Raw genomic sequence first — 13,513 nt, forward strand, 5'->3', positions numbered from 1 at the left:
TGCCCCTTATGCGGCCTTACGCACGGCGCCGCGGCGGGCTTGCGTCAGAGTCGAGAGATAGACGTCTTCCAGGTCGCCCTCGACCAGCGAGAAGCCGTTGCCGGGATCGCGATCGGAGAGGACGTGCACGACGGTGCGCCCGGCGAACAGCCGGGTCGAGATCACTTCATATTTCGATTGCACATCTTCCAGCGCGTCATGCGGAATCGTTTTCGCCCAGATAGTGCCGCGGCTGCGCGCGATCAGCTCACCCGGCGCCCCTTCCAGCTGCAAGCGTCCGGCCGCGAGCACGGCCATGCGAGGACACAGATCCGCGACGTCCTCGACGATGTGAGTCGACAGGATGACCACCACGTTCTCGCCGATCTTCACCAGCAAGTTGTAGAAACGATTGCGCTCTTCGGGATCGAGGCCGGCGGTCGGCTCGTCGACGATGATCAGTTGCGGATTGCCGATCAGCGCCTGAGCGATGCCGAAGCGTTGGCGCATGCCGCCGGAGAAGCCGGCGATCGCCTTGGTGCGCACCGACCAGAGATTGGTCTGCACCAGCAATGTTTCTACCGTGGCGCGCCGCTCCGCCGCGGATACGATGCCCTTCAGCGAAGCCATGTGATCGAGCATGTCGTACGCGGAGACCCGCGGATACACACCGAAATCCTGCGGCAGATAACCCAGCGTCGCGCGCAGGCGATCCGGTTGTGCCAGCACGTCGATGTCGCCGAACTTGATTTCGCCCGCGGTCGGCGTTTGCAACGTCGCGATGGTCCGCATCAGTGAGGACTTGCCCGCGCCGTTGGGCCCGAGCAGTCCAAACATGCCCTTGCCGATAGTCAGCGTGACTCCGTCCAGCGCCCGCGTACCGTTGGGATACACGTGCTCCACACCTTTCAAATGCAACAAGATCGTCTCCCCTTATATCTATTCGAGCTCGACCGCTAGGCGATGGACGCCAGCATGTACAAGAATTCCACGTGCCCCATCGTCGCCTCGCGCAGGCCCGCGACTTTGGGGTTGTTACTTTCGATCAGATAGAACTCGTCCGGCGCGTGCGCTTTGCCGCCCATCCCGAGTCCGAACTGGTTGAACGGCTTGCGCAGCGGCTCGCCGGTATAGATGTAGCCGGGATAGGAACCGGCGATACGCGGCGTGATGGTGTGCTCCAATCCCCGGCGGTCGAGAAAGGCCTGCTGGGCCAGCACCAGGCCGCTGGTTTCAGAGGTCTCGGTCGGATCGTAGTTACCGCTGACTTTGATCTCGATATCGCTGAAGCCTCTTTTCGCCAGATGCGCCCGCAGCTTCGCCACACAGTCCGCAGCCTTCATGTCAGGCACGATTCGGAAGTCCAGTTTCGCTGTCGCGCGCGTGGGAAGAATGGTCTTGCCGCCCGGGCCGGTGTAACCCGCCACCAGTCCTTCGATATTCACGGTCGGCTCGGAGGTCATGCGCTCCATGGCCTCGGCCAGCGGCAGGTCGTCGATCCATTTCTTGACGCCGAGCGAGGCTTTCACTTCAGCGTCGGTGCTGGTGCCATTGAGCTTGGCGAGCATCACGCGTTGCCGATCGGTGAGCGGACGATAGTGCTCGAACCATCCATCGATGGCCGGCGTGTTGCCGCCGTCCTTCACCAACGTCGACAGCGCTTCGATCAGCCGCCACACCGGACTATCCACAGCAGCCTTCATGCCCGAGTGGATGTCCTGCACGGCACCTCGATCCCAGCGCTCGCCGCTCGCGATCAGCTCGCACTCGATCATGCCTTTGGCGCCCAGACTGATCGCCACCTCGCCCTTCAGCCCTTGCATGGGTGTCGGCATGAAGACCGCGTCGGCTCGCTGTAACTCGGCGAGCACTTCCGCATCCTTCAGAGCATTGCGCAGATTGGGCGAACCGATCTCCTCTTCACCCTCGGCGAGTAACACCAGATTCACCGGCAACGGCACGCCAGCCGCGCGGAATGCATGAATCGCGGCAAGGAATGTTCCTTCCGGTCCTTTGTGATTGCATGCGCCACGACCGCGCAGCGCCCGCCCCATGGGATGATCGAACATCACCGGCTCGAGCGGCGGAGACGACCAGCCGGGCTCGTCGTATTGCTTCACGTCGTACATGAAGTACAGACCGATGGTCCGCTTCGCGCCCGCATCGAGAACGCCGAACACCGCCGGATTGCCGCCCGTAGCGACTTTGCGCACGCGAGTGAAGCCCGCCTCAGTTGCAAGCTTCGCCATGTAGTCGGCGCCCTGCTCGACGTTGAGCTTTTCCGCGGCCACGGTCGGCAGTCGCATCCAATCCTTGATTCGAGTCAGCGAACGATCGAAGTCGGCATCCACCGCGCGACGAATTGCTTTCAGCTTGCTGGCCGGCGGCGCCGATGCGAGAGCCGCAGCGGATGAGAGCGTCGCTGCGGAGGCGATGGCGCCTTTGATCAATGTGCGTCGATCCATTGTTTCTTCCAGAGGATTAAGCCTGCGAATAGACCGTCTTGCCGCCAACGACGGTGCGCACGATCCGAATGTCCTTGAGCGTGTCTGGATCGACGCCGTGCGGGTCCTTTTCGAGAACCACAAAGTCGGCGAGCTTGCCGGCGGTGATCGAGCCCTTCACGTGCTCTTCGTACGAAGCGTAGGCACCGTTGATCGTGCCGATCCGTAACGCCTCATCCACCGTGACCTTCTGATTCGCGCCCCACACGCGGCCGGCGTAGTCCTTGCGCGTGACCAGGCTCTGCAACGCCATCATTGGCTCGAACGGCCCGGGCTGATAATCGGACGCGCCGGGCACGCGAATGCCCGCGTCGAGGAAGCTCTTGTGCGCGAACATCCAGCGCACGTTCTCTTCGCCGTATGCGCGCCACTTCTCGCCGTGGTAGTAAACGTAGGTCCAGAACGGCGTCGGGATCGAGCCGGTCGCTTTGATCCGCCGGATCAGATCCGGATTGACCAGCGTGCAATGTTCGATTCGATGTCGGCGATCCGGATGCGGCCATTGTTTCAGCACGCGCTCGTAGGCGGTGAGCACCATGTCGATGGCGACGTCGCCGTTCGCGTGGATACCGATCTGCCAGCCGTGACGATGGGCATCTTCCACCGCTTCATCCAGCTGCTTCTGATCCAGCGTGAGCAGCCCGTGATCGTGCGGCTTGCCTGGGAATCCGGCGCGGATGCTCATGGTTCGCTCGGACGCCGAACCGTCCGCCACGAACTTCACCGCACCGATACGGACGTGCTCGTTGCCGAAGCCGGTATAGACACCGGCATCGCGCAGTTTCTGATACGCATCGAGGCCGTCGCGTCCGAGACCAATCGCCAGGATGTAAGCGCGATGGAGCAGTTCGCCGTTCGCATGCAAGGCTTGATAAGTGCGGATCTTGTCGCTCTCGGCGCCGGCATCGTGCACTGTCGTGAGTCCGCAGGCCGCCAGTTGCTTCGATTGATACGCCATGGCCGCTTCGCCGCGCTGACGCTCCTGCTCCGGCGTGAACTGCTCGTACTTGCCGACCTTTTCGAACGCGAGCAGCGCCATGTCGGCCACCTGCCCTTGCAAGTCCCCATTCGCATCCCGAAAGAAACGTCCGCCGGGCGGATCGGGTGTCTCTCGAGTGATGCCGGCGAGCTCGAACGCTTTGCTATTGAAGAAGCCGGTGTGACCGCCCCGATGCATGACGATCACGGGATGATTCGGCACGGCGGCGTCCAGGTCCTGGCGACTCAGCAGTCGCTGCTCCTTGACCTTGGTGTCGTCGAACTTGAACGCGTTCACCCAGTAGCCCGGCGGCGTCTTCGCCGCGCGCTCGCGCAACGCGTCCTGAATCTCTTTGATGGAGCGCCGGTCGGCGTTGACGTCGTACAGCTCTTGCTGCCGACCGGGATGGCAATGCGCGTCGATGAAGCCCGGCGTCACAGTCATGCGCTCGCAGTCGATGACCTGGGTGCGACGGGTCGCGAGATTGCGAATATCGGCCGTGCTGCCGACCGCAATGAATCGTCCGTCCTTGATTGCGAACGCTTCGGCGCGCGGCTGGCGATCATCCATCGTCAGCACGTTGCCGTTGACGGCGATCAAGTCCGGTGCGAAATCGGCGCCGCCGCGCGCGGACGTTTGCGCCTGTGCCAACGTCGGAACCGCGAGCAGCGCTCCGAGACCCAGCGCTTCACGACGACTGAACTGCGTCATCGTCATGCGCCCCACACTTTTTCATAGACGCGGAGCCAGTTCTCACCGAGAACTTTGCGCACGTCCGCCGCACTCCAGCCGCGATCCAGCAGACCTTGAGTGACTTTCGGCAGCTCGACGATGGTCTCGAAGTCCTTGACCATGTACCACGGCCAGTCGCTGTAAACGTCCGCCGGCCAACGCTCGCGATCCAGGCCCATCGCGTCCAGGTCCGAACGGCCGGTCATGAAGTCCGGTCCCAGTCCGATGTGATCGACACCCACCAGTTTCTTCAGGTGATCGAACTGATCCAGATGTTTGTCCAGGCCCGCCTGCGGCGTCCGCTGCACGTTCGCATCGTTGCGGCTGCGGACATGGAAATCGCTGAAGGCCGTGAGCCCGACCACGCCGCCGGTCTTGGCAATGGCTTCGATGAGCCGGTCGGAAATATTTCGCGGGTTGTCCATCAACGCCCGCGCGTTCGTATGCGAACAAATCACCGGCACGCCCTTGGAGATTTGCACGGCGTCGAACGAAGTCCGTTCGCCGGTGTGACCGCACACGTCCAGCACCAGGCGTTGCTTGTGAACCTCTTCGACGTAGCGATGACCCGCACGAGTCAGCGGCACATCCGGATCCAGACAACCGCCGCCGAAAATGTTCGAGTTGTTATAGGCGATGCTCGCGATCCTGAGGCCCAGCTGTCGATAGGCCCGCAGATTTCCCAACGGCCCCTGACCGTTGGCGTCGAGGATCAGCGGATCGGCCATCTGCCAGCCGGAGACGTGCGCGATCTTGCCCTGCTGATGAATCTGCCTGATCTCCTTCACCGTCCCCGCCTGCACGAGCTGGTCGGAGTTCGCGTCGAAGAATGTATGTAACGCGGCGAACGAGCCGAGGCCGCCGACGCTCTGGTGCCAGCAGTTCACACCGCCGGCCTTGAGCATGCCGAGATATTCCTTGGTGAGCGCAGAGGGATCGAGGCCATCCACCACCAGCGTCGAGCGCTGCACCTTCAGCGCTTCCTGAACCTTGCGCTCATCGATGCTCGTCACGCTGGGCGGCGCAATCGCCGGAGGAGTCGACGCGAGCGCGGGAGCCACCGCGGCCGCGGACAGCGTCGCCAGTAGATAATCTCGACGATTCAAGCTTCTCTCCTTCGTACGATCGGTTTTACGATGTGCGAGAGACAGGCGATTTTTTTTGGATCCCCAAGCGCAACGCGCCTGAACCGATACTAGCCAGCCGGTCCGTGGCCGGTCACTAATAGATCTAATGTGGAGGATTAGCGCCGCTTATCGCTCTGCTCACTTCGACATCGACGCCATCACCCGCTCGCGCACCAGGCGACGCGCGATCTTGCCGATGCCGGTCCGGGGCAGATCCGCGACGATATGAAACGCCTTCGGTCGCTTGTAACCGGTGAGCCGATCCTGGCAGAACTGTTTCAAGTCAGCCTCGAGCAGCGCCGTGCCTGGCGCCAGAGTGACTACGGCATGCACCGCTTCGCCCCAGCGCTCGTCGGGCACACCGATCACGGCGGCCTCTTTCACGGCCGGATGGCCCAGCAGGATTCCCTCGACCTCGTTCGGGATCACCGTGAGGCCGCCCGTCTTGATCATCTCTTTCACGCGTCCGTCGAGCACGAGAAAGCCATCCTCATCGAAGCGCCCGAGATCGCCGGTTCGCATGCCATTGACCGTGAGAATTTGTTTGGTCGCCGCTTCGTCCTGCCAATAGCCGGCAAACACGGTGAGGCTGCGCGCGACAATCTCACCCGACTCTCCGGGCCCCACCGGCTCACCCTCCGGATTCAACAAACAAATCTGCGCGCCCATCATCGGCCGACCGACGGTGCCGATCTTCCGAAGCTGATCGGCGGGATTGCAAACGGTGAGACACAGCTGCTCCATCATTCCGTAGAACTGCACGAACCCGACCTCGGGCATGCGCTCGATCAACGCAGCGATCAGTGGCTCCGGCATCCGCTCCGACGCATAAGTGATCGAACGCAGCGATGAAGGAATTTTTGCGGGCGCTGCGTCGAGGATGCGACGCAGGGTCGTCGGGACCGCATCGAAATGAGTGATCTGAAATGTTTCGATGGCCTCCCACACGGCGGCCGCATCGAAGTGAGGCATGATCACATGCGTGGCGCGCCTCAACGTGAGCGGCAGCAGGTGCTCCATGCACGATGAGAACAGCGGCAGAAAATGCAGCGTTCGCTCGCCATCCTGCAACTCGAATTCCAGAGCCGCGGTCGAGGCAGCCGCGAGCAGACTGCCATGAGTATGCACGGCTCCCTTGGAACGACCGGTCGAACCGGAGGTGAAGAACACCACCGCCGGATCGCTCGCTGCCACCGGCGTCAGGTTGCGCAGCTTCGATGCCGAAGCGAGCAGCTCCGCATAGGAACGAAAGATCTTCTCCGGCGGACATTCATCCAGACAGAACACATGTTCGATGCCGGCCGCTTGCAAGGCGTCGCCGTGTCCGACCACGGCCGCGGCCTGCGACGGGCCGACGATCAGCACCTTCGGGCGGATCTGCTCGAGCGCTACATACGCGTCCTTCCAGGTCCACCAATGATCCAGCGGCGAAGCCATCGCGCCGAGCATCGGCACGCCGAAAATGATCTCGACGAACTCGGCACGATTGCCGATCCAGAACGCGACCCGGTCGCCCTTGCGAATCCCCAACCCGGCCAGCGCGCCGGCGAGTCGGCGGGCCCGGTCGTGAACTTCGGCGTAGCTCCACGCCTTGCCCTGAAAAATCACCGCTGCGCGACCGGGCTCGGAGATCGCCGCCCGGGCAAGGATCGCATCCAATCGAGGCTCGCTGCCGTATTCGTGCGTGCTCATCTGTTATTGGCGAGAGTTGTTTGATGTGCCCGGATCTTAGCCAGCCGCGCCCGCCGGCATCTCTAATAGCGCTAATACACGGCATAAGCGCCCATTAATCCGCCCCGACATAAGCGCGATTTATCCGCTCCATTATTTCTATTCGCTGTCGGCGGGCGTGGCGCGAGCCTAAAATTTCAGGCCTATGACATCCCAACAAGGTCCATCCACGGTCGCCGCGGCGATCGCCCACTTCGTCGCGGCACAAGGTGTCAGCCGTGTTTACACCCTGCCCGGCTCGCATGTGAAACCCATCTGCAGCGAGCTGGCGCGCGTCGGCATAAGCATCGTCTCGACACGACACGAGTGCTCGGCGGTCCACATGGCGCATGCCGAAGCGGATCTCACTGGACGCATCGGCGTCGCAATCGTGACCACCGGCCCCGGCCTCACCAATGCAGTCACCGGCATCGCGAGCGCCTATCTCTCGCGCACGCCGCTCCTGGTTATGTCAGCGCGAGTTCCCGACCCGCAAGCTGGCATGGGCGCGCTCGAGGAGGTTCCGCAAGCAGCGCTGGTGCGTCCCGTGTGTCGTCATGTTCGTGAGATTTCCGATGCGCGCCATGTGCTCTCCGGCCTGCACCAGGCCGCGACTCTTGCGTTGGGCAGCGACGGGCCGCCGGGCCCGGTGTATGTCGACTTCACGCCCAATCTGCTCAAGGAGTCGATTCCGAAGTGGTATCTGGATCCGCACTGGTTCAATCCCGTCGTGCGCCCTGCCCGCGTACCGCATAACGACAGCATCGAACGTGCAGCCGCGCTGATTCGTAACAGCCGCCGGCCGCTTGCGATCGGTGGACGTGGCGTGCAAGGCGCGGGCGCCGCGCTGGAAAAATTCCTGCAAGCCACGGGCTGCTTGTACCTCGACACCCGAGAAAGCCGCGGCACTCTTTCACCCGACAATCCCTATTCCATCCCGGCTCTGCGCGGTCGTGCCATCGCCGAAGCGGATTTGGTGATCACGCTCGGTCGGCGATTGGATTTCGAGCTCGCCTATGGGTCGGGTGCCGTCTTCGCTGAATCGGCACGCTTTCTTCGCATCGGCCGCAGCGCTGAGGAACTGTCGGAGAATCGATGTGGTGACGTCGAGGTCTACGCGGACGTCGATGCAACGTTGGAACGTCTCGCGAATGCTAAACCCGTGGATGCGGACATCGCGTGGCGAGACGAGCTCATTCGTGCGAATGCCGATAAGACTCGCTCGAAGGCGCCCAGCAAACCGGCGGGCGCCGATGGGCGCATGCATCCGCTCACGCTCATCGATGCCATCAACCGCGTGACCGACGACGAGACCATCAGCATCGTGGACGGCGGAGATATCCTTTCGTTTGCTCGCATCGGCCTGCGCGCGAATACTTATCTCGATCTCGGCCCGTTTGGATGTCTTGGCTCGGGGGCACCCTACGCCGTGGCCGCGGCGCTTGCGTTTCCCTCTCGCAGAGTTGTCGCTCTCATCGGCGATGGGTCATTCGGATTTGGCGCGATGGAAATCGAAACCGCCGTGCGCACGGGCGCGCGTGCGCTGTTCGTGGTGGCGAATAACGATGCTTGGAATATCGAGCGCCAGGATCAACTGATCAAGTATCCGGAGCAGGAGCTTGGCACGACGCTGTCGCCGTCGCGCTATGACCTGCTCGCCCGGTCGCTAGGTGCTTATGGTGAGCGCGTCGAGCGCGCCGAGGATCTTGCGGCCGCATTCGAACGCGGCCTTGCAAATTTGCCCGCGGTGATCGATGTCGCGGTGACACGCGATGCTGTGTCACCGGACACCAAGAGCGGCTTGGCCAACGTGCCGCCGCTCCACGCCACTCAATCCTGGGAAGACGCCGAGCGGCGCATGCTCGCGCGCTGATTACCGCAGCCCCAGCACCTGATGAATAAACGCCTGCGCGCCGCAGGCGGTGGAGAACTCACCGCCGTACGCCGCAAGAGCCAGCGCGATCAACAATGTCGCAAACAGACAGTCTCGTTGAGTCACGCTGCTCCTCGATTGCTCAGTAGCGATAGAACCCGCGGCCGGTCTTGCGCCCCAGCCAGCCGGCCGCAACGTGGTTCCGCAGAATCGTCGCTGGCCGATACTTATCGTCGCCCAGGTCGCGATGTAACACTTCGGCGATGGCCAGGCACGTGTCGAGGCCGATGAGGTCCGCCAGTTGCAGCGGTCCCATCGGATGATTCAAGCCGAGACGCGCACCGGCATCGATGTCTTCAGCCGTACCCACGCCTTCCTGCAGAACGAAGCAAGCTTCGTTGATCAGCGGAATCAGAATGCGATTGACCAGGAAGCCGGGCGCATCGTTGCTCGTCACCACCGTCTTGCCCATGGCCCTGGCGAGCGCGACGGTCGACTCGTAAACGGCGTTGTCCGTCGCGAGACCGCGAATGATCTCGACCAGCTGCATGACCGGCACCGGGTTCATGAAGTGCATGCCCACCACGCGCTCCGGCCGCTTGGTCTGCGCGGCGATGACGGTGATGGAAATGGACGACGTGTTGGTCGCCAGGATCGACGCCTTCTGGCAAGCCGCATCCAGCTTGGCGAACAGCTGCTTCTTCAGCTCGACATTCTCGGTCGCCGCTTCGATGACCACGTCGCAGTCCGCCAGGCCCGCAAGCTCGCCCACCGGCGTAATGCGCCCCAGAATCTCCGCAGACTTGGCCGCGTCCAGCTTGCCCTTCTCGACCAGCTTGGCGAGCCCCTTCTCGATCTTCTGCTTACCGGCCGTCGCCGCGGCCAACGAGATGTCGGCCAGCGCCACCGAATACCCGCTCTGGGCCGCGACCTGCGCAATACCGCCGCCCATTTGACCGCTGCCGAGGACGCCGATGGACTTGATCTGACTCATGCTCTACTCCCGCGAAAACGCTTCAATACTAAATCTTACAGCACTGAGCAATTTGCCGCGGCTACACGATCATCGGCTCCTCGTACGCCCCCCACACCTCGCGCAGGGCGCCACAGATCTCGCCCAGCGTCGCGCGGGCCTTGGCCAGCTCGATCGTCTTCGGCAACAGGTTCACATCGGACGAGCGCGCTTGCTCCTTGAGCTCCTTCAGCAGACGCTGGACCAACGCGGTGTCGCGCTTGGCACGCACGGCATTCAGCCGATCGATCTGTAGTTGCGTGCATTGCTCGTCGTACGGATGAATCTCCGCATCGAGCGCGCGGGCATTTTCATCAACGTAGCGATTGACGCCCACAGAGATTTTCTCGCCGCTGTCGATCTTCTTGAAGATCGCATAGGCCGAGTCCGCCAGCTTCTGCTGGAACCAACCGTCCTCCACCAGCTTGACCGCGCCACCGAGCTGATCCACTTCGTCGAGCACCTTCCAGATTTCCCGCTCCATGTCCCACGTCAGACGCTCAACGAAGTACGAGCCGCCGAGGGGATCGACCACCGACGTCACATTGATCTCGTCGCGAATGATCTGCTGAGTGCGGATCGCGAGCTTCATCGCCTCTTCGGTGGGAATCGCAAAGGCCTCGTCGAGGCCGTTGGTGTGCATGCTCTGACAGCCGCCGAGCACCGCGCCGAGCGCCTGGATCGCTGTGCGCATCAAGTTGTTGTGATACTCAACCTTGGTCAAGCTCATGGCTGCGGTCTGCACGTGCACGCGCAGTCGCATCGACTCCGGCTTCTTGGCTTTGAAGCGCTCCGACATCACCTTCGCATAGACGCGTCGTGCGGCTCTGAACTTGCAGATCTGCTCGAAAAAATCCTGGTGGCTGATGAAAAAGAATGACAGCCGGGGCGCGAAGTCGTCGATGTCCATGCCGGCCGCGATGACTTCCTCGCAATACGCGATCGTGAAAGCCATGATGAACGCGATTTCCTGGATGGCATTGCCGCCGACATCGGACAGGTGATAGCCGCTCAGGCTGATCGGATTGATCTTCGGCGTCACCTTGGTGCTGTAAACGATCATATCGCGCAGCAGCCTCACCGCCTGGCGCACCGGATAGATCCATTCCTTCTGCGCCACGTATTCCTTCAGCGGATCGGCCTGCAACGTGCCTGCGAGCTTGGTCAGATCGCAGCCGCGCTGCTCAGCCACGCTGATGAACATCGCGTAGATCACCCACGCGGAAGGGTTGATGGTGAGCGAGACGGAGATCTTCTCCAGATCGATGCCATCAAACAGCCGCTCGATGTCTTCGATGGTGTCGATGGCGACACCGACGCGACCCACTTCGCCGAACGCCATGGGATCGTCCGAGTCCAGGCCGAGCAACGTCGGCAGGTCGAAGTCGGTAGAGAGGCCGGTCTGGCCGGTCTCGATCATGTATTTGTAGCGACGATTGGTAGCTTCAGGATTGCCGAAGCCCGCCACCTGCCGGATCGTCCAGGGCCGGCCGCGATACATCGTCGGATAGACACCGCGAACAAACGGATACGCGCCGGGAAAGCCCAGCTCATCGGCGGGAATATCGGCCACGTCGGCGGCGGTGTAGACCCGCTTCAGAGGAATGCCGCACTCGGTTTGATAGTCGGATCGTTCCTCTGCTCGCCCCTTGAGCGCGGCAGCGAGCTCCTTCTCCTCCCACTCCGCCTGTTTCTTACGAAGGTCGGCTATCGCTGCGTCCGAGAAAAGCTTCATCTCTATCTCTCTTGATTCCAGCCCAGCAATACGTTGGCAGCGGTGCGGGGATCGGATTCCCGTCTCACCACGGCTTGCAAGTGCTGCTCGAGGTCGTTGGCGCCCGCATCGAACTGCTGCTGAAACAGATGCCGGGCCATGTTGAAGATGCGCGTCCTGCAGTTGTTACGCTCACGCGCCGCGAATTCGCCGCTATCTTGCAGATGTTTCCAGTGATTGCGCAGGGTCGCCTGCAGGCTCTCCATGTGTTCGCCGGAGACCGAGCTCACAGCGAGAACGGGAGAACCCCACGTCGAATGCGTCGTGCCTCCGCCCAGCGCGAGCATGCCTTTGATCGCTGCGACGGTCGCCGCGGCTTCCGGTTTATCGGCCTTGCTCACGACATGGATGTCGGCGATTTCCAGAATGCCCGCCTTGATCGCCTGGATGTCATCGCCCAACCCAGGGGCCGAGAGCACGACGACCGTGTGAGCGGCCGTCACGATCTCCACTTCATCCTGACCGACGCCGACGGTCTCGATGATGATGGGCGAGTATCCGGCGGCATCGAGCACGTCGACCGCCTGAAGCGTCGAGGGTGCAAGGCCACCGAGATGACCGCGCGTGGCCATGCTTCGAACGAACGCCTGATTCGCTTCGGCCGCATCGTTCATGCGCACCCGATCGCCGAGGATGGCGCCGCCTGAGAATGGACTGCTGGGGTCGATCGCCACCACGCCGACTTTGTGACCTTCCAGGGTCAGCGCCTTGATCAAGGACGCCACGAGCGTCGACTTGCCGGCGCCCGGCACGCCTGTGATGCCGATGATGTGAGCCTTGCCTGTATGTTTGTAGATCTCAGCGAGGGCTGCCGTTGCTTCGGCGTAGTTGCCTTCCGCCCGCGAGATCATACGAGCGATCGCGAGTCTGGAGCCCGCAAGGACCTCCGGCACCAGCTCGAGCGAAGGGACGTACGTCGGACGCTTCGCCCGGTCGAAGCGAGCAACGCTAGTCATATGCGCCCACGAGCCTCGACCAGCTCTGTGATGGTCGTGACGATCAAATCGGCGCGTGCTTCCTGAGGAATAATCACATCCACACCGCACTCTCGGAGCGGCTCATAGTCCTGTTCGGGAATCACGCCGCCGGCGACGACGAAGATGTGCTCGGCCTTGTGCTCTCGCAGGCATCTGCATAGCTCGCGGAACAACGGCACGTGCGACCCGGACAGCAGGCTGACGCCGATCACGTCCACGTCTTCCTGAATCGCCGCGTTGACCACCTGCGTCGGCGTTTTGTAGAGGCCCGTGTAAATCACTTCCATGCCCGCATCTCGCAGGATGCGAGACACGACCTTGGCGCCGCGGTCATGGCCATCGAGTCCCAGCTTGGCGACCAGGACGCGGATTTTGTTAGTGCTCATTTGACGTTTCGTTGTTTGTCGAGGGGAACGACGGCGACATCGGTCAGTTTCGCGACCAGCAAGGGCTCGGGCAGCACATTGGCCGCCGAGTCGTTCGGATCGACCAGCTCGATGATCTTGTGCGCCGTGCACTCGATGGTCCGCGACGACTTTCCCACCGCCACGACCTTCGCTCGAATTTCGAGAAAGTCGCCGCTGCGGACCGGCGCGAGAAATTCGGCATTCATCACGCGCGACAGACCCTCATCGCCGTCGTGTCGGATGAGCAGCTCGGTCACGGCATCGCCGAACAATTGCACGATGCGCGCCCCATCCACCAAGCCGCCCGCGTAGTGACCATCCGCTGTGGACATGCGCACACGGATGACCCCTTCCAATGAACCGGACATGCAAACTCCCCTGACAGTCGAGCAAAGATCTTAGCCGCGCCTCGGCTCGCTCATCGCTAATAGCTCTAATA

General features: G+C 62.2%; 12 protein-coding genes. 1 reads left to right on the top strand and 11 read right to left on the bottom strand.

Features of this window, described 5'->3' with window-relative positions; genetic code table 11:
• Positions 1-6 precede the first annotated feature (6 nt).
• The 5 genes from ACFPN2_RS33245 to ACFPN2_RS33265 form a co-directional block, all read right to left on the bottom strand.
• Positions 7-900, bottom strand: a complete 894-nt coding sequence (locus ACFPN2_RS33245; RefSeq protein ID WP_380604799.1) for an ABC transporter ATP-binding protein — start codon at positions 898-900, stop codon at positions 7-9.
• Positions 901-935: 35 nt separating this feature from the next.
• Complete coding sequence (locus ACFPN2_RS33250) at positions 936-2,444, bottom strand: M20/M25/M40 family metallo-hydrolase (RefSeq protein ID WP_380604801.1); 1,509 nt, start codon at positions 2,442-2,444, stop codon at positions 936-938.
• A gap of 16 nt (positions 2,445-2,460) precedes the next feature.
• A complete protein-coding gene (locus ACFPN2_RS33255; protein WP_380604803.1) occupies positions 2,461-4,173 on the bottom strand; it encodes an amidohydrolase in 1,713 nt (570 codons plus the stop codon).
• A gap of 2 nt (positions 4,174-4,175) precedes the next feature.
• The gene (locus tag ACFPN2_RS33260) at positions 4,176-5,300 is read right to left on the bottom strand and encodes a dipeptidase (RefSeq protein ID WP_380604805.1); all 1,125 of its coding nucleotides are present in this window, start codon (positions 5,298-5,300) and stop codon (positions 4,176-4,178) included.
• Positions 5,301-5,459: 159 nt separating this feature from the next.
• Entirely contained in the window at positions 5,460-7,013 is a 1,554-nt protein-coding gene (locus tag ACFPN2_RS33265) for a class I adenylate-forming enzyme family protein (protein ID WP_380604807.1), read from the bottom strand.
• A gap of 184 nt (positions 7,014-7,197) precedes the next feature.
• Here ACFPN2_RS33265 and ACFPN2_RS33270 point away from each other — a divergent pair, with 184 nt between their 5' ends.
• Positions 7,198-8,904 carry a thiamine pyrophosphate-binding protein gene (locus tag ACFPN2_RS33270; RefSeq protein WP_380604809.1) on the top strand — a complete coding sequence of 569 codons (1,707 nt, stop codon included), beginning with the start codon at positions 7,198-7,200 and terminating at the stop codon, positions 8,902-8,904.
• Here ACFPN2_RS33270 and ACFPN2_RS33275 read toward each other — a convergent pair whose 3' ends face one another.
• From ACFPN2_RS33275 to ACFPN2_RS33300, 6 genes are all read right to left on the bottom strand, one after another.
• Positions 8,905-9,030 carry a hypothetical protein gene (locus ACFPN2_RS33275; RefSeq protein WP_380604811.1) on the bottom strand — a complete coding sequence of 42 codons (126 nt, stop codon included), beginning with the start codon at positions 9,028-9,030 and terminating at the stop codon, positions 8,905-8,907.
• A gap of 16 nt (positions 9,031-9,046) precedes the next feature.
• Positions 9,047-9,898: a 3-hydroxyacyl-CoA dehydrogenase family protein gene (locus tag ACFPN2_RS33280; RefSeq protein WP_380604812.1), complete on the bottom strand. Its 852-nt coding sequence runs from the start codon at positions 9,896-9,898 to the stop codon at positions 9,047-9,049.
• A gap of 61 nt (positions 9,899-9,959) precedes the next feature.
• Positions 9,960-11,651: a methylmalonyl-CoA mutase family protein gene (locus ACFPN2_RS33285; protein WP_380604814.1), complete on the bottom strand. Its 1,692-nt coding sequence runs from the start codon at positions 11,649-11,651 to the stop codon at positions 9,960-9,962.
• 2 nt (positions 11,652-11,653) lie between these two features.
• Positions 11,654-12,646 (bottom strand): methylmalonyl Co-A mutase-associated GTPase MeaB, encoded by a 993-nt coding sequence (gene meaB / locus ACFPN2_RS33290; RefSeq protein WP_380604816.1) that lies wholly within the window; start codon positions 12,644-12,646, stop codon positions 11,654-11,656.
• Positions 12,643-13,053, bottom strand: coding sequence for a cobalamin B12-binding domain-containing protein (locus ACFPN2_RS33295; RefSeq protein WP_380604817.1), 411 nt, complete (start codon positions 13,051-13,053; stop codon positions 12,643-12,645). The genes meaB and ACFPN2_RS33295 overlap by 4 nt, the downstream gene beginning before the upstream one ends.
• On the bottom strand, positions 13,050-13,442 hold the full coding sequence (locus ACFPN2_RS33300) for a hotdog domain-containing protein (RefSeq protein WP_380604819.1): 393 nt from the start codon (positions 13,440-13,442) through the stop codon (positions 13,050-13,052). Before ACFPN2_RS33300 ends, ACFPN2_RS33295 begins: the two co-directional genes overlap by 4 nt.
• Positions 13,443-13,513 lie beyond the last annotated feature (71 nt).

The organism is Steroidobacter flavus, from assembly GCF_042651805.1.
Classification (GTDB): Bacteria; Pseudomonadota; Gammaproteobacteria; order Steroidobacterales; family Steroidobacteraceae; genus Steroidobacter; species Steroidobacter flavus.

What these genes read in the sequence shown, in the direction of transcription:
- ACFPN2_RS33280 (WP_380604812.1), bottom strand. Translation starts at nt 9,898, where the DNA reads ATGAGTCAGATCAAGTCCATCGGCGTCCTCGGCAGCGGTCAAATGGGC.
- ACFPN2_RS33270 (WP_380604809.1), top strand. Translation starts at nt 7,198, where the DNA reads ATGACATCCCAACAAGGTCCATCCACGGTCGCCGCGGCGATCGCCCAC.
- ACFPN2_RS33285 (WP_380604814.1), bottom strand. Translation starts at nt 11,651, where the DNA reads ATGAAGCTTTTCTCGGACGCAGCGATAGCCGACCTTCGTAAGAAACAG.
- meaB (WP_380604816.1), bottom strand. Translation starts at nt 12,646, where the DNA reads ATGACTAGCGTTGCTCGCTTCGACCGGGCGAAGCGTCCGACGTACGTC.
- ACFPN2_RS33295 (WP_380604817.1), bottom strand. Translation starts at nt 13,053, where the DNA reads ATGAGCACTAACAAAATCCGCGTCCTGGTCGCCAAGCTGGGACTCGAT.
- ACFPN2_RS33300 (WP_380604819.1), bottom strand. Translation starts at nt 13,442, where the DNA reads ATGTCCGGTTCATTGGAAGGGGTCATCCGTGTGCGCATGTCCACAGCG.
- ACFPN2_RS33250 (WP_380604801.1), bottom strand. Translation starts at nt 2,444, where the DNA reads ATGGATCGACGCACATTGATCAAAGGCGCCATCGCCTCCGCAGCGACG.
- ACFPN2_RS33265 (WP_380604807.1), bottom strand. Translation starts at nt 7,013, where the DNA reads ATGAGCACGCACGAATACGGCAGCGAGCCTCGATTGGATGCGATCCTT.
- ACFPN2_RS33255 (WP_380604803.1), bottom strand. Translation starts at nt 4,173, where the DNA reads ATGACGCAGTTCAGTCGTCGTGAAGCGCTGGGTCTCGGAGCGCTGCTC.